Raw genomic sequence first — 19,391 nt, 5'->3', positions numbered from 1 at the left:
GAGGCTGGAAATGGAAGCGATCAAGGATTTTTTCGGTAGCCTGCTGCTGACCGAGTTGTTCAAGGGCTTGCGCCTGACGGGCAAGTATTTTTTCAAGCGCAAGGTCACCCTGCGCTACCCGATGGAAAAGACGCCGACCTCGGCACGCTTTCGCGGGTTGCATGCGCTGCGCCGCTATCCCAACGGGGAAGAGCGCTGCATCGCGTGCAAACTGTGCGAGGCGGTCTGCCCGGCGCTGGCCATCACCATCGAATCGGAGCAGCGCGACGACGGCACCCGCCGCACCACGCGCTACGACATCGATCTCACCAAGTGCATTTTCTGCGGTTTCTGTGAAGAGAGCTGCCCGGTGGACTCGATCGTGGAAACCCACATCCACGAGTACCACGGCGAGAAGCGCGGCGATCTTTACTTCACCAAGGACATGCTGCTTGCCGTCGGCGACCGCTACGAAGCCGAAATCGCCCGCCGTCGGGCCGAAGACGCGCCTTACCGTTGATCGCCAGGGTCTGATCCATGACATTTACTACCGTCCTGTTCTACATACTGGCTTTCGTTCTGGTGATCGCCGCTTTCCGCGTGATCACGGCGCGCAGCCCCGTCACCGCCGTCCTGCACCTGATCCTGGCGTTTGCCAACGCCGCCATGATCTGGATGCTGCTGGGCGCGGAGTTCCTGGCGCTGTTGCTGGTGCTGGTCTACGTCGGCGCCGTGATGGTGCTGTTCCTGTTCGTCGTGATGATGCTCGATATCCGCATCGACAGCCTGCGCGACGGGCTCAAGACCTATCTGCCGCTGGGCCTGGTCATCGGCGTGGTGCTGGTGCTGGAAATGGCCTTCGTGCTGGGTTCCACCTGGTATGGCGCCGGCCCGCAGGCCCCTGTCGCCGGCGACTACAACAACGCCCGCGCGCTGGGCGAAGTCATGTACACCCAGTACGTCTACGCCATCGAAGTGGGCGCGGCGCTGCTGCTGGTAGGCATGGTGGCGGCCATCGCGCTGACCCTGCGCCGCCGCCGCGACGCCAAGTACAACGACCCGGTCGCCGCCGTGCGCGTGCGCGCGAAAGACCGCTTCCGCATGGTGAAGATGACCGCGCAGAGCGACCGTGCCCAGGCTCGCGTGGCCTCGCCGTCCGCGGATGCCCAAGGAGAACAACAATGACGCTGACGCTGGCCCACTACCTGATCCTGGGGGCGATTCTCTTCGCCATCGGCATCTTCGGCATCTTCCTCAACCGCCGTAACCTGATCATTCTGCTGATGTCCATCGAGCTGGTGCTCCTGGCCGTCAACATGAACTTCGTGGCGTTCTCGAGCTGGTTCGGCGACATCGCCGGCCAGGTGTTCGTGTTCTTCATCCTGACCGTCGCGGCCGCCGAGGCCGCCATCGGCTTGGCGATCCTGGTACTGCTGTTCCGCAACCTGAACACGATCAACGTTGACGAACTCGATCGCCTCAAGGGCTGACGGGGTATTGGAAGAAAATGTCTAGCTCACCCAATCTCTACTTGCTCATCGCGCTGGCTCCGCTGGTCGGCGCGATTCTCGCCGGCCTGTTCGGCACCGGATTCCTGGGCCGTCCCATCGGCCGCCGCGGCTCGCACGTCATCACCATCCTGGGCGTGCTCATCTCCACCATCGGCTCGTTCGTGGTGCTGGGCGACGTGCTCGACGGCCATACCTACGACGGCACGGTCTACACCTGGAGCCTGATCGGCCAGACCAAGCTGGAAATCGGCTTCCTGATCGATCCGCTGTCGGCCATGATGATGGTCGTGGTGACCTCGGTCTCGCTGATGGTGCACATCTACACCATCGGCTACATGGCCGACGATCCGGGCTACCAGCGCTTCTTCGCCTACATCTCGCTGTTCACGTTCTCCATGCTGATGCTGGTCATGTCGAACAACATGGTGCAGCTGTTCTTCGGCTGGGAAGCCGTGGGCCTGGTGTCCTATCTGCTGATCGGCTTCTGGTACACCCGCCCGACCGCGATCTTCGCCAACATGAAGGCGTTCCTGATCAACCGGGTCGGCGACTTCGGCTTCGTGCTGGGCATCGGCCTGCTGTTCGCGTACGCCGGCACCATGCATTACGCCGACGTGTTCGCCCAGGCCGACAAGCTGGCCGGCGAAATCCTGCCGGGCACCGACTGGATGCTGCTGACGGTCGCCTGCATCTGCCTGTTCATCGGCGCGATGGGCAAGTCGGCCCAGGTGCCGCTGCATGCCTGGCTGCCGGACTCGATGGAAGGCCCGACGCCGATTTCCGCCCTGATCCACGCCGCCACCATGGTGACGGCGGGCATCTTCATGGTGGCGCGCTTTTCGCCGCTGTTCGAGCTGTCGGACACCGCGCTGTCGTTCGTCATCGTGATCGGCGCCATCGGCGCGCTGTTCCTGGGCATCCTGGGCATCATCCAGAACGACATCAAGCGCGTCGTGGCGTATTCGACGCTGTCGCAGCTGGGCTACATGACCGTCGCGCTGGGCGCCTCGGCCTACTCGGTGGCGATCTTCCACCTGATGACCCACGCTTTCTTCAAGGCGCTGCTGTTCCTGGGCGCGGGCTCGGTCATCATCGGCATGCACCATGACCAGGACATCCGCAACATGGGCGGCCTGCGCAAGTACATGCCCATTACCTGGATCACCTTCCTGCTGGGCACGCTGGCGCTGGTCGGCACGCCGTTCTTCTCCGGCTTCTACTCGAAGGAACACATCATCGAGGCCGCGGGCGCGGCCAACGTGTGGGGCGCCAGCTTCGCCTATTACTCGACGCTGATCGGCGTGTTCGTCACCTCGCTGTACTCGTTCCGCGTGTATTTCCTGGTGTTCCACGGCAAGGAGCGTTTCGACGCCCATGGCCACGGCCACCACGGCGACGCGCACCATGACGACCACGGCCATCACGGCGGCACGCCGCACGAGTCGCCGTGGGTGGTGACCCTGCCGCTGGTGCTGCTGGCCATCCCGTCGGTGCTGATCGGCGCCTGGGTGGTCGAGCCCATGCTGTTCGGCAAGTTCTTCGACGGCGTGATCAAGGTGCTGCCGCAGCATCCGGCCATGGCCGAGCTGGGCCACGAGTGGCACGGCTGGGTGGCCTTCGGCCTGCATTCCGTGCAGACCGTGCCGTTCTGGCTGGTGCTCGCCGGCGCCGTCATCGCCTGGTACTGCTACCTGATCAACCCGCGGGTGCCGGCCGCGATCCAGTCCACCTTCTCGGGCGTGTACAAGCTGCTCGAGAACAAGTACTACGTCGACTGGATCAACGAGCAGATCATCGCCCGCGGCGCGCGGTGCCTGGGCTACGGCCTGTGGCAGACCGGCGACCGCGGCATCATCGACGGCGTGCTCGTCAACGGCAGCGCCCGCGTGGTGGGCTGGGTGGCCGCGATCAGCCGCCATCTGCAGTCCGGCTTCATCTATCACTACGCGTTCGCGATGATCATCGGCATCATGGCGCTGGTAACTTTCTTTGTGCTGATTCCCCAATGATGGCAAGCGACATGGCATCCAACAACTTCCCCTGGCTTACGCTTGCGATCTTTGTTCCGATCGTATTCGGTCTGCTGGTGCTGGCGCTGGGCCGCGACGACCGTCCCGGCCTGACGCGGGGCTTGTCGCTGATCGGCGCGCTGGCGGGCTTCCTGGTCACGATTCCCCTCTATACGGGTTTCGACGCCGGCACGGCGCAGATGCAGTTCGTCGAGAAGGCGTCCTGGATCGAGGCCTTCAACGTCAACTACCATCTCGGCATCGACGGCATCTCGCTGTGGTTCGTGCTGCTGACGGCCTTCATCACCATCATCGTGGTGGGCGCCGGCTGGCAGGTGATCACCAGCCGCGTGGCGCAGTACATGGCCGCCTTCCTGATCCTGTCGGGCCTGATGGTGGGCGTGTTCGCCGCGCTCGACGGCATGCTGTTCTACGTGTTCTTCGAAGCGACCCTGATCCCGATGTACATCATCATCGGCGTGTGGGGCGGACCCAACCGCGTGTACGCGGCGTTCAAGTTCTTCCTGTACACGCTGCTGGGCTCGCTGCTGACGCTGGTGGCCTTCGTCTACCTGTGGAACGTGTCGGGCGGTTCGTTCGACATCCAGACCTGGCACCAGACCAAGCTGGGCTACACGCCGCAGGTGCTGATCTTCGTCGCGCTGCTGGCCGCCTTCGCGGTCAAGGTGCCGATGTGGCCGGTGCATACCTGGCTGCCCGACGCCCACGTCGAGGCGCCGACGGGCGGTTCGGTCGTGCTGGCCGCCATCATGCTCAAGCTGGGCGCCTACGGTTTCCTGCGCTTTTCGCTGCCGATCGCGCCCGACGCCTCGCACGGCCTGGCCGGCCTGATGATCGCGCTGTCGCTGATCGCGGTCATCTACATCGGCCTGGTCGCCATCGTCCAGGACGACATGAAGAAGCTGGTTGCCTATTCGTCGGTGGCCCACATGGGCTTCGTGACGCTGGGCTTTTTCATCTTCAACACGGCCGGCCTCGAAGGGGCCATCGTGCAGATGATTTCGCACGGCTTCGTTTCGGGCGCCATGTTCCTGTGCATTGGCGTGCTGTACGACCGCATGCACTCGCGCCGCATCGCCGACTACGGCGGCGTGGTCAACGTCATGCCCCGCTTCGTCACGTTCTTCGTGCTGTTTTCGATGGCCAACAGCGGCCTGCCGGCCACCAGCGGTTTCGTGGGCGAGTTCCTGGTCATCATGGGCGCGGTCGAATACAACTTCTGGATCGGCCTGCTGACCGCCACCGCGCTGATCCTGGGCGCGTCGTATTCGCTGTGGATGCTCAAGCGCGTTGCCTTCGGCGATATCGGCAACGACCGCGTGCGCGAAATGACGGACCTCAGCGGCCGGGAATTCCTGATTCTCGGCGTCATGGCGATCGCCGTGTTGTTCATGGGGATCTACCCCAAGCCCTTTACCGACGTGATGCACGTTTCGGTCGAGGCCCTGCTGCAACACGTGGCTGTCTCGAAACTGTAAGACCTGGACAATGATGCAATCCCATCTCGATTTTGCCCTGGCGACCCCGGAGATCCTGCTGCTGGTTCTCGGGCTGGCCATCCTGCTCATCGACGCGGTCAGTTCCCATCCTGAACGCAAGACCACGTTCGTCCTGACGCTGGCCACGCTGGCGGCGCTGACCGTGGTGTCCCTGCTGCAATGGCGCGACGGCGTCCAGGGCCAGACCTTCAATGGCCTGTACGTGACCGACAGCCTGGCGCACCTGCTCAAGGTCGCCTCGTACATCGCGGTCGCCGCGACCCTGGTGTATGGCCGCATCTATGCGCAGCAGCGCGACATGATGCAGCGCGGCGGCGAGCTCTACGTGCTGACGCTGTTCGCCTTGCTCGGCCAGATGGTCATGATCTCGGCCGGCAACCTGATCAGCATCTACCTCGGCCTGGAACTGATGTCGCTGGCGCTGTACGCGCTGATCGCGCTGCGCCGCGAAGACAAGGTCGCCACCGAAGCCGCCATGAAGTACTTCGTGCTGGGCGCGCTGGCGTCGGGCTTCCTGCTGTACGGCATGTCGATGGTGTATGGCGCCACCGGCCACCTCGACCTGGTGAAGATCGCCGAGGTCATCGCCTCCGGCCAGGCCAAGCAGCTGCCGCTGGTGTTCGGCGTGGTGTTCCTGGTTTCCGGGCTGGCCTTCAAGCTGGGCGCCGTGCCGTTCCATATGTGGCTGCCCGACGTCTACCAGGGTTCGCCCACGGCGGTGACGCTGATCCTGGGCGCCGCGCCCAAGCTGGCGGCCTTCGCCATCACGCTGCGCCTGCTGGTCGACGGCCTGCACGGGCTGGCGGCCGATTGGCAGCCGATGCTCATGATCCTGGCCGTGCTGTCGCTGGCGATCGGCAACCTGACCGCCATCGTCCAGACCAACTTCAAGCGCATGCTGGCCTATTCGACCATCTCGCACACCGGCTTCGTGCTGCTGGGCCTGATGGCCGGCGTGGTCGACGGCAAGCCCGACGCGGCGGCCTCCGCCTATGGCGCGGCCCTGTTCTACATGCTGACCTACGTGCTGACCACGCTGGGCACCTTCGGCATCATCCTGCTGCTGGCGCGCCAGGGGTTCGAGTGCGAGCAGATCGACGACCTGAAGGGCCTGAACCGGCGCAATCCGTGGCACGCCGCCATCGTCTTGCTGCTAATGTTCTCGTTGGCCGGCATCCCGCCGCTGGTGGGCTTCTACGCCAAGCTGGCGGTGCTGCAGGCGCTGGTCGAGGCCGGCCACGTGGCGCTGGCGGTCGTCGCCGTGATGTTCTCGCTGATCGGCGCCTTCTACTACCTGCGCGTGGTCAAGGTCGTGTACTTCGACGATCCGGTCGACCAGCCCGCCGCCTTGGCGGTGACGGCCGGCCAGCGCAGCATCCTGTCGCTCAACGGCGCGCTGATCCTGGTGCTGGGCATCCTGCCGGGCGGCCTGATGGCGCTGTGCGTGCAGGTGATCCAGGCGTCGCTGGGCTGATGGCCGGGGCAGGAGCGTGAACCAGACCGCCGCCGTATGGCTGTTGATTGCGCTGGCCCTGGTCAGCGCCAATCTGCCGTTTCTCAGCGAGCGGGTGTTCGCGCTGCTGCCGTACAAGCGGGCCGGCGTCCATGCGCCCAAGCCTTTCTGGCTCAGGCTGTGCGAAGTGCTGGTCTGGTACGCAGTGGTCGGGCTGCTCGGCTTCGCCTTCGAGGCGCAGCTGGGCAACCGCTTTGCGCAGGCCTGGGAGTTCTATGCCATTACGTTCAGCCTGTTCCTGGTCCTGGGCTATCCCGGCTTCGTGTACCGCTATCTCTACAAGAAGCGCCGCCCGGCCCGGGCTTGAATCCGCCGCGCCGCTTCCGCGATACCGCCTCCACGAGGCGGTTTTTTTTTTCGCCTGCGCCGGCCAGTGTTCTGAGGAGCAGGTGTCGCTTCGATTTGCCACAGATGGCGTGGATGCTGAGAGATTTGTCCCGTCACCAAGGAAGGATCGAGGGTGGCTGCGGATAGGGACTATCTGGTTTTGGGGCGGCGCGGCCGATAGGGGGCCGCGCCGGCGGCAGTCGTCCGTAGCATGGCGCAGCGCCGTATCCGCTTGGCGGATGGGCGTCGCATTCCATGTTTCGTTGACGATAGCGGATTCCCATGAAGTTCTACCCTTCCCATCCGATGCCCGAGTCGCTCGCGGCTGCGATCGCAGTGCCTCTGTTGGGCCTGCTGCCGGCGGCGCAGGCCGCGTCCACGGCGGTCCAGCTGCCATCCGTCACGGTCGAGGGCGAGTACTCGTCCTATCAACCGGAAAGCGCCCAGTCGCCCAAGTTCACCGCGCCCCTGGCGGACACGCCGCGCACGGTGCAGGTCATCCCTGAGCGGCTCATCCAGGACCAGGGGGCCAGCGACCTCGAAGCGGTACTGCGCAATGCGCCAGGGATATCGATGACCGCCGGCGAAGGCGGCCGTCCGGCCAGCGACCTGCCGTTCATCCGCGGCCAGAATTCGGCCAGCAGCCTGTTTGTCGACGGCCTGCGCGATCCCAGCACGCAATCGCGCGATACCTTCAACCTGGAACAGGTCGACGTCGTCAAGGGGCCCGATTCGGTATTTTCCGGGCGCGGCGGCGCCGGCGGAAGCATCAACCTCGTCACCAAGACGCCCAGGAACCAGGATTTCACCGAAGTCCAGGCCGGCATCGGGACGGCCGAGACCTACCGAGGCACCATAGACGGCAACTGGGTGCTGGGCGAGAACACGGCGCTGCGCCTCAACCTGCTGGGCACCAGGGGCACCGTGCCGGGCCGCGACAAGGCGGTCGAGTTCAGCCGCGTGGGTATCGCGCCATCGCTGCGCCTGGGCCTGAGCGGCCCCACCCGCGTGACGCTGGGCCTGTACCTCTATCGCCACCGGCGGGTTCCCGATTATTCGATTCCGTACGATCCGCGCACCGGCACGCCGATCACCGAGACCATCGGGGTCAGCCGCCGCAACTTCTACGGCCTGGTGCAGCGCGACTCCGGCGATACCGAGGACTACGCCGCCACCGTCAAATGGGAGCACGACCTCGCCAATGGCTTCAAGGTGGAGAACCTGGCGCGCTACTCGCGCGCCACGGTGGAGCAGATCACCACCATCCCCGAACTGAAAACCGCCGATCTGGCCAAAGGGCTGGTGTACCGCAATCTGCGCGCCAGCTACCAGGTCAACGACAGTTTCGCCAACCGCACCGACCTGCGCGGCACATTCGACACGGGGCAGTGGCGCCATACCTTCGATCTGGGCGGGGAGTTCGCCACCAGCCGGCGCAGTCGCGACCGCTACAAGCAGGAAATCCCCGACGCCGCCAGTCCTTGCTCGCCCGTGACGGGCGGCAACAATCCCGCCCTGTGCGCCTCGCTCCGGGATCCGGATCCGCACGTGGATTTCCCGGGAACGGTGCGGCGCAACCATAACCCGGCCCGCTACCACACCGACATCCTGTCCCTGTACGGTTTCGACACCATCGCCTTCGACGAGCAGTGGCAGCTGAATCTCGGCCTGCGCTGGGACCACTACAAGACCAGCGGACGCAACCTGCCGGTACGAGGCGCCAAGCCGCCCGTCTACGAGAGCGCCGCGCGTACCGACAACCTGTTCAACTACCAGCTCGGCCTGGTCTACAAGCCTCGTCCGGACGGCTCGGTGTATGCGAGCTACGGCACGGCGTCCACGCCGTCGGCCGTGTCCGACTACGCCCCGGCGGACAACATCTCCGGCACAAGCCAGCAGTTCAAGCCGGAGCGCAGCGAGGTGATCGAGGTCGGGACCAAGTGGCAGGTGCTGGACCGGCGGCTGCTGGTGACGGGCGCCATGTTCCGCGAAACGCGCAAGAACACCAGCATCGAAGTCGCCGAAGGCCTGCGCGCACCGGCCGGCAAGAGCCGCGTCACCGGCATGGAGCTGGGCGTGGCGGGCAGCCTGACGCCGCGCTGGGACGTCTACGGCGGCTACGCGCTGCTCGACAGCAAGCTGGTCAGGGCCAGCCATAACAGCGGGGCGCAAGGCCAGCCGCTGCCCAGCGCGCCCCGGCACGCATTCAGCATCTGGAGCACCTACAAGCTGCTGCCGGAGCTGACCGTGGGGGCCGGCGCGTTCTATCGCAGCAAGGTCTATGGCAACGCAGATGCCGGCCACAACAAGGACGGCACGCCCAAGGCGCGCTGGGTGCCGGCGTACTGGCGCTTCGACGCCATGGCGGCGTACCAGCTCAACAAGCACCTTACGGCCCAGTTGAACGTCTACAACCTGCTCGACAAGACCTATTACGCCAAGACCTACCGCAGCCATTACGCGGCGCTGGGTCCGGGGCGGTCCGCCATGCTGACGTTCAAGCTGAGCTACTGATCCGGGCTGCGACCCCGCCGCTCCGACGGCCTCCCGCAAGGGGGGCCGTTTTTCATTTCCGGCCGGATTTTCCCTGGCCGAAAGGGGGCTCGGCGCGCGGAAAGGGCTGTGGCAGAAATGTGACACCGTAGGAATATTCAGGTTTAGGTCAGGTAAATAGACGAGAATCGCAGTCGATTTAAAGAACAAGAATCGTTGTTATTCAGATTTTTATGGAGAAGCCGTTGAAATCCCTGGACTCGTATTCAGCGAGCACGCTCGCCAACTCGCTGGCCGCCGCCATTGCGGTGCCGGCCCTGTGCCTGATGCCCGGTGCTCAGGCGCAGACCAGCGCGGGCGTTACCCAATTGGCGCCGGTGCAGGTAGAGGGCGAAGCGTCCCCGTATCAGGCCACCACCGTCCAGTCGTCCAAGATGACGGCGCCCTTGCTGGATACGCCTAGGACCGTGCAGGTCGTGCCGCAGCAGGTCATCCAGGACCAGGCCGCCACCACCAATCTGCAGGACGTGCTGCGCAACTCGCCGGGCATCACCATGGGCGCCGGCGAGGGCGGGCGCGCCGGCGGCGACCTGCCCATCATCCGGGGCCAGAATGCGGCGGGCAGCATCTTCGTCGACGGCGTGCGCGACCCCAGCACCCAGATACGCGATACGTTCAACCTGGAACAGGTCGAGATCATCAAGGGGCCTGATTCGGTCTACTCCGGCCGCGGCGGAGCCGGCGGCAGCATCAACCTGGTCAGTAAGACGCCCAAGGCGCGCGACTTCGCCGAGGGCTCGGTGCAGATCGGCACCGACAGCAATTACCGCGCCACCGCCGACGGCAACTGGCTGCTGGGCGACAACGCCGCCTTCCGCCTGAACCTGATGGGCAACAAGGGCGACGTGCCGGGCCGCGACCATGCGGTCGATTTCAGCCGCTGGGGCGTGGCGCCCACCCTGCAACTGGGCGTGGGCACGCCCACCCGCATCACCCTGGGGTACTACCACTACCAGGATGACAGCATGCCCGATTACGCGATCCCGTACGATCCGAAATCGGGGCAGCCGGTTACCGAGACCCAGGGCGTCAGCCGCAAGAATTTCTACGGGCTGACCGGCCGCGACTTCATGAAGTCGCGCGACGACGTGGCCACGCTGGCCATCGATCACGATTTCAGCAGCAAGCTGCGCCTGCGCAACGTCACCCGCTACGGGCGCTCGGTGACCGACTACGCCGCCACCAATCCGGATGACAGCAAGGGCAACGTGCCCAACGGGCTGGTGTACCGGGCGCTGAAGGCGGGCTACTACACCAACAAGACGTTCACCAACCAGACCGACCTGAGCGGCGAATTCGAGACGGGCAGCCTGCAGCACTCGTTCGACGTGGGCTTCGAGTACAGCAACATCAAGCAGGACAAGGACTCGTATACTCAGACCATCGCCAAGGGCGCGATGCCCTGCAAGGTGGGCGCCAACGATGCCAGCAATCCGGCCTTGTGCACCTCGCTGTGGGATCCGGATCCGCATGACTATTATCCCGGCCACCTGTCGCGCAACGACAACCCGGCTCGCTACTCCACCGACACGATCGCGCTCTACGGCTTCGACACGATCAAGTTCAACGAGCAATGGCAGGCCAGCGTCGGGTTGCGTTGGGACAATTACCGCGTAAGCGGCAGCAATATCGCCCGCGGCCGCAACGACCCCGCCAGCACGCCGGCGTTCTACAGCACCAGCCGCGAAGACAATCTGTTCAATTACCAGCTGGGCCTGGCCTACAAGCCGGTGCCCAACGGCACGATCTACGCCTCGTATGGCACGTCGTCGACGCCGTCGGCCGTCGCCGGCTCGAACGTGAGCGACGCAGTGACGGTGAGCAACGAGTCGCTGGCGCCGGAGAAAAGCCGCACCGTCGAGGTCGGCACCAAGTGGCAATTGTTCGACGACCGCCTGACCCTGTCGGGCGCGTTGTTCCAGGACATCCGCAAGAACACCAGCGTGGCCGTGTCGGCGACCGAAACGGAGCAGATCGGCAAGGCCAAGGTGCGCGGCATCGAACTGGGCTTCTCGGGCAGCATCACGCCCAAGTGGAACGTCTACGGCGGCTATACCTTCATGGACAGCGAACTGGTCGAGGGCGCCTACAACAGCGGCGCGGTGGGCCAGGACCTGCCCAACACGCCGCGCAATGCCTTCAGCCTGTGGACCACCTACAAGCTGGTGCCTCAGCTGACCGTGGGCGGCGGCGCCTATTACGTGGACAAGGTATATGGCAACGCCGACAACGGTCGCAATGCCGACGGCACGCCGAAGGCGCGCTGGGTACCGTCGTACTGGCGCTTCGACGCCATGGCCGCGTACGAGTTCAACGACCACCTGACCGCGCAGCTCAACGTGATGAACATCTTCGACAAGACGTACTACACCAAGGCCTACGCGGCGCACTATGCGGCGCTGGGCACGGGCCGCGCCGCAGGGAAAACCGGCGCATTGCGCCGGTTTTTTTTGGTTCATCGCGCAATAGCGTGGAGGGGTTTGGCAAGTTTTCGTATTCTTGACGGCAGGTATTTGCCATCAGGAGTGCAGGGAGATGCTGGATCGCAAGTTGCTGGAGTCGCTGGGAGGCTGGCAGGGCTATGGCGTCGAACGCGTGGAATGGCCCGAAGACCCAGGGCGCACGCTGTCGATCTATTTGAAGCCAACGGCCAAGGTGATGCTGTGCGAGCAGTGCGGCGCGCGGTGTCGCCAGGTGCATGAGACCACGGTTCGACGGGTGCGAGATCTGCCGTTATTCGAGTATCGGGTCGTTCTGCACGTGCCGCGCCGACGCTTGTGGTGTGAGCAATGCGGCGGCCCGCGCCTGGAGCGGCTTGCCTGGCTGGGGCGATATCAACGGGTGACGGATCGGCTGGCGCAGGCCTGCAGCCAATTGCTGCAATCGAGCAACGTGCAGGCGGTGGCGAGGTTCTTCGAGCTGGGTTGGCATACCGTCAAGACGCTGGACAAGGCTCGGCTGCGTGCGTCGGTGCGCGAACCGGATTGGTCCAAGATCGAGTATTTGGCGATGGACGAGTTTGCCCTGCACAAAGGGCATCGCTACGCGACAGTGGTGGTCGATCCGATCGGCAGGCAGGTGCTGTGGATTGGCCCAGGACGCTCACGCGAGACGGCCCGGGCGTTCTTCGAACAATTGCCGCCTGGGGCCGCCCAACGCATCAAGGCCGTTGCCATCGACATGACCACCGCCTACGAGTTGGAGATCCAGGCCCACAGCCCACAGGCGGAGATCGTCTATGACTTGTTCCATGTCGTGGCCAAGTATGGACGAGAGGTCATTGATCGGGTGCGCGTGGATCAGGCCAATCAACTACGCCAGGATCGTCCCGCACGCAGGATCATCAAATCGAGTCGCTGGCTGCTGCTGCGCAACCGTGACAACCTGGATCGGCAGCAGGCCGTCCGGCTCGACGAATTGCTGCAAGCCAACCAGCCGCTGCTGACGGTCTATGTCCTGCGTGACGAACTCAAACGGCTCTGGTTCTACCAAAGACCTGCCTGGGCAAGACAAGCCTGGAACCACTGGTACGAGCAGGCCGAGCAAAGCGGAATAGCCGCCTTGAACACCTTCGCTCAGCGCTTGAAAGGCTATCTGCACGGCATCCTGGCCAGATGCCGACATCCCCTGAACACCAGCATTGTCGAGGGCATCAACAACACTATCAAGGTCATCAAGCGGCGCGCTTACGGCTACCGCGACCAGGAATACTTCTTCCTCAAAATCCGTGCCGCCTTCCCCGGCAATGCGCGATGAACCTTTTTTTTTGGCATGGCGCGGAAATGCTCTACGATTTCAGGTGTTTGCCATCGAGCCACCCGGGCGGAAGACATGACGGATATGCGGCAAGTGCTGAAAACAGACCGGCTGGTGCTGGAGCCGCAATCGATGGCCCGCTTCGATCAATGGTTCGCGATGGAGCGGCAGCGCGATGAAGCCGGGCATCGCGATCTCACCGAGGATCAGGCGTGGTTGCGTCTTTGCGCACGGCAGGGAATGTGGGACGCGTACGCTTGCGGCTTCTACTACCTGCTGGATCCGGTCAGCGGCGAGATGCGCGGCGAGGCCGGTTTCCAGTTCCGGCGCCGCGGCCTCGGGCCCGGCTTCGACAACCATCCGGAGGCCGCCTGGGCCGTCGCCAGCGCCCATCAGGGCAGGGGACTGGCGGCGGAGGCAATGCAGGCGCTTCTCGCGCACCACGATCGATCAAGCGGACGCCAGCGCGTGGTGGCGCTGATAGCGCGTTCGAACCTTCCCTCGCTGCGCCTGGCCGAGCGGCTTGGCTTTCGCGGGTATTCCGACGTGGCGTTCGATGGGGCTGCGCATCTTCTGCTGGAGCGGGGGGCTGAGCGGGCGGGTCACAGCCCCCGTCCGCCGGTCACCGGCAAGGTTTCGCCGGTGATGAAGCCGGCCTGCTCGGAAAGCAGGAACAGCACGGCGTCGGCGATGTCGGCAGGTTGGCCCAGGCGCCGCAGCGGGGTGCTTGCGCGGATCGTCTCGTTGAACTCGCCGCCGGCCACCGAGGCCATCGCGGTCTCGATGCGTCCTGGGGCGACGCAGTTGATGCGGATGCCGAATTCGGCCACTTCGCCGGCGGCCTGCCGGGTCAGGCCGACGACTGCGTTCTTGGCGGTGGCGTACGCCGCGCCGGCAATCGAGGAATAGCGCAGGCCCGCCAGCGAGGCGATGTTCACGACCGCCCCGGCGCGCCGCTCGACCATCCCCGGCAATACCGCGCGTAGCGCGAAAAAGTAGCCGCACAGATTGACCTGGATGACGCGTTGCCACTCCTCGGGCGGGGTTTCCCAGATCATGCGCTTGCGGCCGTCCGGCTTCTTGGGCGAGATGCCCGCGTTATTGACCAGCAGATCGAAGGCGCCGAAGCCATCCTGCATCGACGCGATCGACGCGACGACGGATGCGCATCCCATGTCGTGCACGATAGCCGCCGCTTCCGCGCCCAGCTGGCGCACCATCGCCGCCGTTTCGTCGGCGGCCGCATGGTCGGCATCCAGCACGCAGACATGGGCGCCGTCCTTGGCCAGCGCCAGGGCGATGGCGCGGCCTATGCCGGCGCCCGCGCCCGTCACGAGCGCCCGCTTGCCGCGGAACCGGGGCTGTTCGCGCGGCGTCATGGCGTCTCGCCGCCGAGGGGCCGGAGCTGGGATTCGAACGCCGATATCGGCGGAAAGGCCGAGGGCTCGGTTTTCACGTCGATCACGAACGGGACCGGGCTGCGTTCGGCCGCCGCCATGGCTTGCCGCAGCGAAGCGGCGTCGCTCACGCTGGCGCCATCGCAGCCGCATGCCTTGGTGATCGCGACGTGATCGATGGCGCCGAAGTGGCAAACGTCGGTATGGGTGCCGAAACGGCTTTCTTCGGCGTTGATCTGGAACCCGAGCACACCGTTGTTGAGCACCACGATCGTGACGGGCACCTCGTGCCGGCGAGCCGTTTCCAGTTCGGCCCAGCAATGGGCGAAGCCGCCATCGCCGGTCAGGCAAATCACGCGGGCGCCCGGCCGGGCGATCTTGGCGCCGATCGCCATCGGGACGCCCCATCCCAGGCCGGCGATGCCACGCGGCGTGACGAATCGCGTTCCCGCCTGGGTGCAGGGGATGAACTGGGCAAGCCAGATGGACGAGTAGCTGGCATCGGCGACCCAGATGATGTCGCCATGGCTTGCGCGCAACTCAGCCATGATCCGTTCCGGCCGCATGGGCGAGGCGTCGCTCTGCGCGTAGGGCGCGAGTTCGGCGCGGTGGGCCTGGCGGCAGGCTTCGAATGCCGGCGCCAGCTCGGCCATCCTGCGCGCCGCTACGGCCTGGCCGCGCCCCTGCAGGGCATCGCCAAGCGCCTGCAGCGTGGCGGCGGCGTCGCCGGCAAAGCGCATGGCCCCGTAATTGCGGCCGACTTCCTCGCTGTCGATGTCGATCTGGGCATATTGCGCCTGCTCGGGAAACAGCGACCACGACGCCGTGCCGTTCTCGTTGGTGCGGGTGCCGACGAACAGCACGAAGTCGGCGCTCCGGACGTAATCCATGAAATGCTTGGCCGGACTGCGCGTGCCCATGGCGTTGCCGATCACCCCCAGGGAGAGCGGATGCGTTTCGTCGATCGCGCCCTTGCCCATGTTGGTGGTGGCCACGGGCAGGCCGGCCAGGGACTGCAGCCGGGCCAGGGCGTCGCAGGCGCCCGAAAGATGGACGCCGCCTCCAGCCACGACCAGGGGCCGCTTCGCGTCAAGCAGGCGCTGGGCAAGCTGCGCCAGGCGGCCTGCCACCGGAACCGTCCGGTCCAGCGGGAAGCGGCCCAGCGGCTCGTCGCTGTCCTGCGCCACCGGCCGCGCCTGCGGGCAGGCCGTGGTCAGGACGTCCTGCGATACCAGCAGTACCACCGGACCGGGCCGGCCGGATGTCGCGATACGTATCGCGCGCTCGGTGTACTTCGCGGCGCGTTCGGCCACGTCGATCCGGCGTACCCATTTCGCGCAGGAGGCGAACAGCTGGACGTGGTCCAGCTCCTGGAATGCGTTCTTGTCCGCGTTGGCGCGCGGCACCTCCTGCACGATGGCCAGGATGGGCACGGATGCCTTGGTCGCCTCGGAGAAGCCGGCGACCAGCAGGGCCGCGGCCGGACCGTTTTGCGCCGTGATCACGGTCAGCTGGCGTCCGACGCGAGCGGCGCCGTCGGCCATCGCCGCGCCCGCGTTCTCCGTCCGGTAGCCGATCTGGCGGATACCGATCGCATCGGCGGCCAGGAACAGGGCCGTCGGACAGCTTTGGCCGAAGATCTGGGCGACGCCCGCGGCCTTCAGCACGTCGGCGATCGCATTGGCCGCCTGGTAGGCGCTCAGATCCTGGCGCGCCCAGCTGCCGGTGCTGGTTCGCGCGTCGGGTGGTGATTCAGTGTGTGCTTGCATGGGGTTTCATCTGGTGTGGATAGCTGGGAGGCTGGCCAGGCGGCGGCGTGCGGCGGCTGCTACAGCTTCGACGGCGGCAGATCGATCTTCTTGACGACCTCGGCCCACTTGGCGATTTCCGCGCGCATGAAACTGTCCAGCGCGGCGGATGTGCCGCCGGTCGGCTCCAGCCCCGCGGCGGAGAACTGCGCCAATACCTCTTGCGACTTCAGGCCCTTGTTGGCCGCGGCGTTGAGCGTTTGCACGATCGCGGCCGGCGTGTTCTTCGGCGCGTACAGCGCGACCCACGAGGCCGACGAGAACCCGGGGACGGCTTCGGCCACGGTAGGCAGTTCCGGCACCAGCGCCGAACGTTGCGGGCCCGTCACGGCCAGGGCGCGCAGGCTGCCAGCCTTGACCTGCGGCAGCGACGAGGGCATGTTGTCGAACATCAGCTGGACATGGCCGCCGATCAGGTCGGTCAGCGCGGGAGCGCTGCCCTTGTAGGGCACATGCTGGATATCGGTCCCGGTCATCAGCTTGAAGAGCTCCAGCGTCAGGTGCAGCGAGCCGCCGGTGCCGGTGGACGCATAGGATTCCTTGCCCGGGTTGGCTTTCAGGTGCGCGATCAGGCCCTGGACGTCCCGCACTGGGGACGATGGGTTGACGACCACCAGCAGCGGGCTGGATGCCACGGCGGCGACCGGTTCGAAACTGCCGGTCGCGCTGTACGGCAGGTTGGCGTAGGTGCTGGGGTTCGTTCCATGGGTCGCGCTGGTGCCGATCAACAGCGTGTATCCGTCGGCGGGCGCTCGCGCCACATAATCCGAGCCGATGATGCCGCCCGCGCCCGCGCGGTTCTCCACGATCACCGACTGCTTCAGTTCCTCGCTCATGGCGCGCGCCAGGCCGCGCGCGGCGATATCGGTAATTCCTCCGGGCGGATAGGGCACCACCAGCCTGATCGGCTTGGTCGGATAGGCGTCGGCGTGTGCGGCGCCAAGCACCCCCAAAGTCAGCACGCCCGTGGCGAGGGAAATGAGTACTCGGTGCAATAGCATGTTGCTGCGTCTCCGGAAGGCGATGTTGATACGCCTGTTATCGATGGTTGGCCTGAAGGCGACGCCATTACACCCGTAAATGTTTGATTCGTATAATCTATTCTGTTTATAGTTAATTCAATTTAAGTTATGACGCCATGAACGTGACCTTCAGGCAGTTGACCGCCTTCATCGAGGTCGCAAGCAGCCGCAGCTTCTCGCAGGCGGCGCAGGCCTTGCACGTGACGCAGCCGGCGCTGACGGCCATGATCCAGAAGCTGGAGGCCCAGCTTGGAGTCGTCCTGTTCACGCGTACGCGCCGGGGCGCCGAGCTGACCACCACCGGGCGCGAACTGCTGCCGGAGCTGCAGCGGATCCTGGCCAATCTCGAGGTCGTGATCGAGGATGTGCGTGGTGCCGCCTCGCCGCGCGGCGGCACCGTCACGCTGGCGTGCATTCCGTCGCTCAGCAACACCTGGATCCCATCCCTGATCGCGCGCGTGGAGCAGGCCTATCCGCGCATCAAGGTGATCCTGAAGGACGCCATGACCGAAAACCGCAGCATTCACGAGATGCTGAGAACCGGCGATATCGACTATGGCGTGGGCAGTCCGTCGGTCGAGCAGGACGGACTGGAGTTCGACCTGCTGGCGCACGATGAACTGGTCGCGGTCGTGCCGCAGGATCATCCCCTGGCCAGGCGCACCCTGGTCCGCTGGAGCGAGTTGGCGGAATCGCCCTTGATAGGCATGAGTTACCAGAGCCACGTGAGGATGCTGGTCGACGAAGCCTTCGCGGCCAACGGCATCTCGAAGCGTCCCAAGCGCGAGGTGAGTCTTATCACCACCGCCATCGGCATGGTGCGGGCAGGGCTGGGCGTTTCCGTTCTGCCCACCACCGCCATCGAGGTATGCAACGTCGCCGGGCTGAAGGTATTGCGGCTGCATGCGCCGCGGGTGCGCCGTCCCCTGGGGTTTCTGCATCTGCCGACGCGCAGCCTGAGTCCGGCCGCGCGGCTGCTTCTGCGGTTCGTGAAGGATGCGGGTCCCATCCCGCTGGGCAAGCAGCCGGCGTAAGGCGCTCGGGCCGGCCGGGCGGCGGGAGGCCGTCGCGAGGTGCCTGTCCCCGCGGGGACAGGCACCGGATCCCGGCGGGGACAGGCACCCTGTGCGTGGCTTACTTCTCGAACCAGTTCAGCACGCCGTCCAGGCCGCATACGTTCAGGGCGTAGGGCGTTTGCTCGCGCACGATGGGCTTGGCGTGGTAGGCGACGGCGAAGCCGGCGCGGGCCAGCATCTTGAGGTCGTTGGCGCCGTCGCCGATGGCGATGATCTGCTCGGGGCGGGCCGACAGGCGCTGCGCCAGCGCGGCCAGGTGCGCGGCCTTGGCGTCGCCGTCGAGAATGTCGCCCAGCACGCGTCCGGTCAGCTTGCCGTCGGCGTCGACTTCCAGCGTGTTGGCATGGGCGTGGTCCAGCCCCAGGCGCTCGCGCAGCCGCTCGGTGAAGAAGGTGAACCCCCCGGAGACCAGCAGGGTCTGGATGCCGGCCGCCTGGACGCTGGCCAGCAGGCGTTCGGCGCCCGGGTTCAGGCGCAGCTTCTCGGCGTACACGCGTTCGAGCGCGGCGGCCGGCGTGCCGGCCAGGAGCGCCACGCGGCGGCGCAGGCTTTCCGAGAAGTCCTTGATTTCGCCGCGCATGGCGGCTTCCGTGATCTGGGCCACCTGGGCCCCCACGCCGGCGACGGCCGCGATTTCGTCGATGCACTCGATGTTGATCAGCGTCGAGTCCATGTCCATCGCCAGGATGCGGCAGTCGGCCAGCGCCAGGCCCGCGGGCACGAAGGCGGCGTCGACGCCGTGCGTTTCGGCCCAATGCCGCACCTGGGCGCGCGTGTCGGCATCCTGCTGTACGTCGAGCAGGCGGGCCGCGGTGGTGCTGATGCGCGTCACGCCGTGGGCCTGGGCCAGCGCCGCCAGCTGTTCGGCGTGTTCGGCCGCCAGGGCGGGAGACTGGATGACGAGGTGATGGATAGTCATG

Annotated in this window: 14 protein-coding genes and 2 pseudogenes; 12 read left to right on the top strand and 4 right to left on the bottom strand. The window is 65.6% G+C overall.

Annotation, left to right across the window (positions count from 1 at the left end):
* Window positions 1-10: 10 nt before the first annotated feature.
* The 11 genes and pseudogenes from nuoI to LK409_RS15000 all read left to right on the top strand — a co-directional run.
* A complete protein-coding gene (gene nuoI / locus LK409_RS15050; RefSeq protein WP_003813924.1) occupies window positions 11-499 on the top strand; it encodes an NADH-quinone oxidoreductase subunit NuoI in 489 nt (162 codons plus the stop codon).
* Window positions 500-516: 17 nt separating this feature from the next.
* Window positions 517-1,164 carry an NADH-quinone oxidoreductase subunit J gene (locus LK409_RS15045; RefSeq protein ID WP_003813921.1) on the top strand — a complete coding sequence of 216 codons (648 nt, stop codon included), beginning with the start codon at window positions 517-519 and terminating at the stop codon, window positions 1,162-1,164.
* On the top strand, window positions 1,161-1,469 hold the full coding sequence (gene nuoK, locus LK409_RS15040) for an NADH-quinone oxidoreductase subunit NuoK (RefSeq protein WP_003813920.1): 309 nt from the start codon (window positions 1,161-1,163) through the stop codon (window positions 1,467-1,469). Before LK409_RS15045 ends, nuoK begins: the two co-directional genes overlap by 4 nt.
* A 17-nt stretch (window positions 1,470-1,486) precedes the next feature.
* A complete protein-coding gene (nuoL, locus tag LK409_RS15035; RefSeq protein ID WP_010929030.1) occupies window positions 1,487-3,499 on the top strand; it encodes an NADH-quinone oxidoreductase subunit L in 2,013 nt (670 codons plus the stop codon).
* Window positions 3,496-4,998, top strand: coding sequence for an NADH-quinone oxidoreductase subunit M (locus LK409_RS15030; protein ID WP_003813918.1), 1,503 nt, complete (start codon window positions 3,496-3,498; stop codon window positions 4,996-4,998). Before nuoL ends, LK409_RS15030 begins: the two co-directional genes overlap by 4 nt.
* Window positions 4,999-5,008: 10 nt before the next feature.
* Window positions 5,009-6,493 carry an NADH-quinone oxidoreductase subunit NuoN gene (nuoN, locus tag LK409_RS15025; protein ID WP_010929029.1) on the top strand — a complete coding sequence of 495 codons (1,485 nt, stop codon included), beginning with the start codon at window positions 5,009-5,011 and terminating at the stop codon, window positions 6,491-6,493.
* Between the two features lie 16 nt (window positions 6,494-6,509).
* Window positions 6,510-6,839: a DUF2818 family protein gene (locus LK409_RS15020; RefSeq protein ID WP_003813915.1), complete on the top strand. Its 330-nt coding sequence runs from the start codon at window positions 6,510-6,512 to the stop codon at window positions 6,837-6,839.
* 302 nt (window positions 6,840-7,141) lie between these two features.
* Window positions 7,142-9,373, top strand: a complete 2,232-nt coding sequence (locus LK409_RS15015) for a TonB-dependent receptor (RefSeq protein ID WP_010929028.1) — start codon at window positions 7,142-7,144, stop codon at window positions 9,371-9,373.
* A 212-nt stretch (window positions 9,374-9,585) separates the two neighbouring features.
* Window positions 9,586-11,832: pseudogene (locus LK409_RS15010) on the top strand (TonB-dependent receptor); the annotation flags it as partial.
* A gap of 115 nt (window positions 11,833-11,947) precedes the next feature.
* Window positions 11,948-13,168, top strand: coding sequence for an ISL3-like element IS1001 family transposase (locus tag LK409_RS15005; protein WP_010927279.1), 1,221 nt, complete (start codon window positions 11,948-11,950; stop codon window positions 13,166-13,168).
* Between the two features lie 75 nt (window positions 13,169-13,243).
* A pseudogene (locus LK409_RS15000) lies at window positions 13,244-13,753 on the top strand (GNAT family N-acetyltransferase); the annotation flags it as partial.
* A gap of 17 nt (window positions 13,754-13,770) precedes the next feature.
* Here LK409_RS15000 and LK409_RS14995 read toward each other — a convergent pair.
* From LK409_RS14995 to LK409_RS14985, 3 genes are read right to left on the bottom strand one after another with little or no spacing between them, the layout of a single operon-like run.
* Window positions 13,771-14,547 (bottom strand): SDR family oxidoreductase, encoded by a 777-nt coding sequence (locus tag LK409_RS14995; RefSeq protein ID WP_004566414.1) that lies wholly within the window; start codon window positions 14,545-14,547, stop codon window positions 13,771-13,773.
* A complete protein-coding gene (locus LK409_RS14990) occupies window positions 14,544-16,334 on the bottom strand; it encodes an acetolactate synthase catalytic subunit (RefSeq protein ID WP_102967415.1) in 1,791 nt (596 codons plus the stop codon). The genes LK409_RS14995 and LK409_RS14990 overlap by 4 nt, the downstream gene beginning before the upstream one ends.
* 59 nt (window positions 16,335-16,393) lie before the next feature.
* Entirely contained in the window at window positions 16,394-17,374 is a 981-nt protein-coding gene (locus tag LK409_RS14985) for a Bug family tripartite tricarboxylate transporter substrate binding protein (protein WP_003821297.1), read from the bottom strand.
* 137 nt (window positions 17,375-17,511) lie between these two features.
* Between LK409_RS14985 and LK409_RS14980 the strand changes: the two genes are divergently transcribed.
* Entirely contained in the window at window positions 17,512-18,429 is a 918-nt protein-coding gene (locus tag LK409_RS14980) for a LysR family transcriptional regulator (RefSeq protein ID WP_003821300.1), read from the top strand.
* Between the two features lie 100 nt (window positions 18,430-18,529).
* Here LK409_RS14980 and serB read toward each other — a convergent pair whose 3' ends face one another.
* Entirely contained in the window at window positions 18,530-19,390 is an 861-nt protein-coding gene (gene serB / locus LK409_RS14975) for a phosphoserine phosphatase SerB (protein ID WP_010929026.1), read from the bottom strand.
* Between the last annotated feature and the right edge of the window lies 1 nt (window position 19,391).

Origin of the sequence: Bordetella parapertussis (assembly GCF_020735925.1) — a bacterium.
Taxonomy (GTDB): domain Bacteria; phylum Pseudomonadota; class Gammaproteobacteria; order Burkholderiales; family Burkholderiaceae_B; genus Bordetella; species Bordetella pertussis.
Note: the sequence above shows the minus strand (reverse complement) of the source record. Positions and strands in the feature narration are given on the sequence as shown.

What these genes read in the sequence shown, in the direction of transcription:
- LK409_RS14990 (WP_102967415.1), bottom strand. Translation starts at nt 16,334, where the DNA reads ATGCAAGCACACACTGAATCACCACCCGACGCGCGAACCAGCACCGGC.
- LK409_RS14980 (WP_003821300.1), top strand. Translation starts at nt 17,512, where the DNA reads ATGAACGTGACCTTCAGGCAGTTGACCGCCTTCATCGAGGTCGCAAGC.
- nuoN (WP_010929029.1), top strand. Translation starts at nt 5,009, where the DNA reads ATGATGCAATCCCATCTCGATTTTGCCCTGGCGACCCCGGAGATCCTG.
- LK409_RS15045 (WP_003813921.1), top strand. Translation starts at nt 517, where the DNA reads ATGACATTTACTACCGTCCTGTTCTACATACTGGCTTTCGTTCTGGTG.
- LK409_RS15030 (WP_003813918.1), top strand. Translation starts at nt 3,496, where the DNA reads ATGATGGCAAGCGACATGGCATCCAACAACTTCCCCTGGCTTACGCTT.
- nuoI (WP_003813924.1), top strand. Translation starts at nt 11, where the DNA reads ATGGAAGCGATCAAGGATTTTTTCGGTAGCCTGCTGCTGACCGAGTTG.
- nuoL (WP_010929030.1), top strand. Translation starts at nt 1,487, where the DNA reads ATGTCTAGCTCACCCAATCTCTACTTGCTCATCGCGCTGGCTCCGCTG.
- nuoK (WP_003813920.1), top strand. Translation starts at nt 1,161, where the DNA reads ATGACGCTGACGCTGGCCCACTACCTGATCCTGGGGGCGATTCTCTTC.
- LK409_RS15015 (WP_010929028.1), top strand. Translation starts at nt 7,142, where the DNA reads ATGAAGTTCTACCCTTCCCATCCGATGCCCGAGTCGCTCGCGGCTGCG.
- serB (WP_010929026.1), bottom strand. Translation starts at nt 19,390, where the DNA reads ATGACTATCCATCACCTCGTCATCCAGTCTCCCGCCCTGGCGGCCGAA.
- LK409_RS15005 (WP_010927279.1), top strand. Translation starts at nt 11,948, where the DNA reads ATGCTGGATCGCAAGTTGCTGGAGTCGCTGGGAGGCTGGCAGGGCTAT.
- LK409_RS14995 (WP_004566414.1), bottom strand. Translation starts at nt 14,547, where the DNA reads ATGACGCCGCGCGAACAGCCCCGGTTCCGCGGCAAGCGGGCGCTCGTG.
- LK409_RS14985 (WP_003821297.1), bottom strand. Translation starts at nt 17,374, where the DNA reads ATGCTATTGCACCGAGTACTCATTTCCCTCGCCACGGGCGTGCTGACT.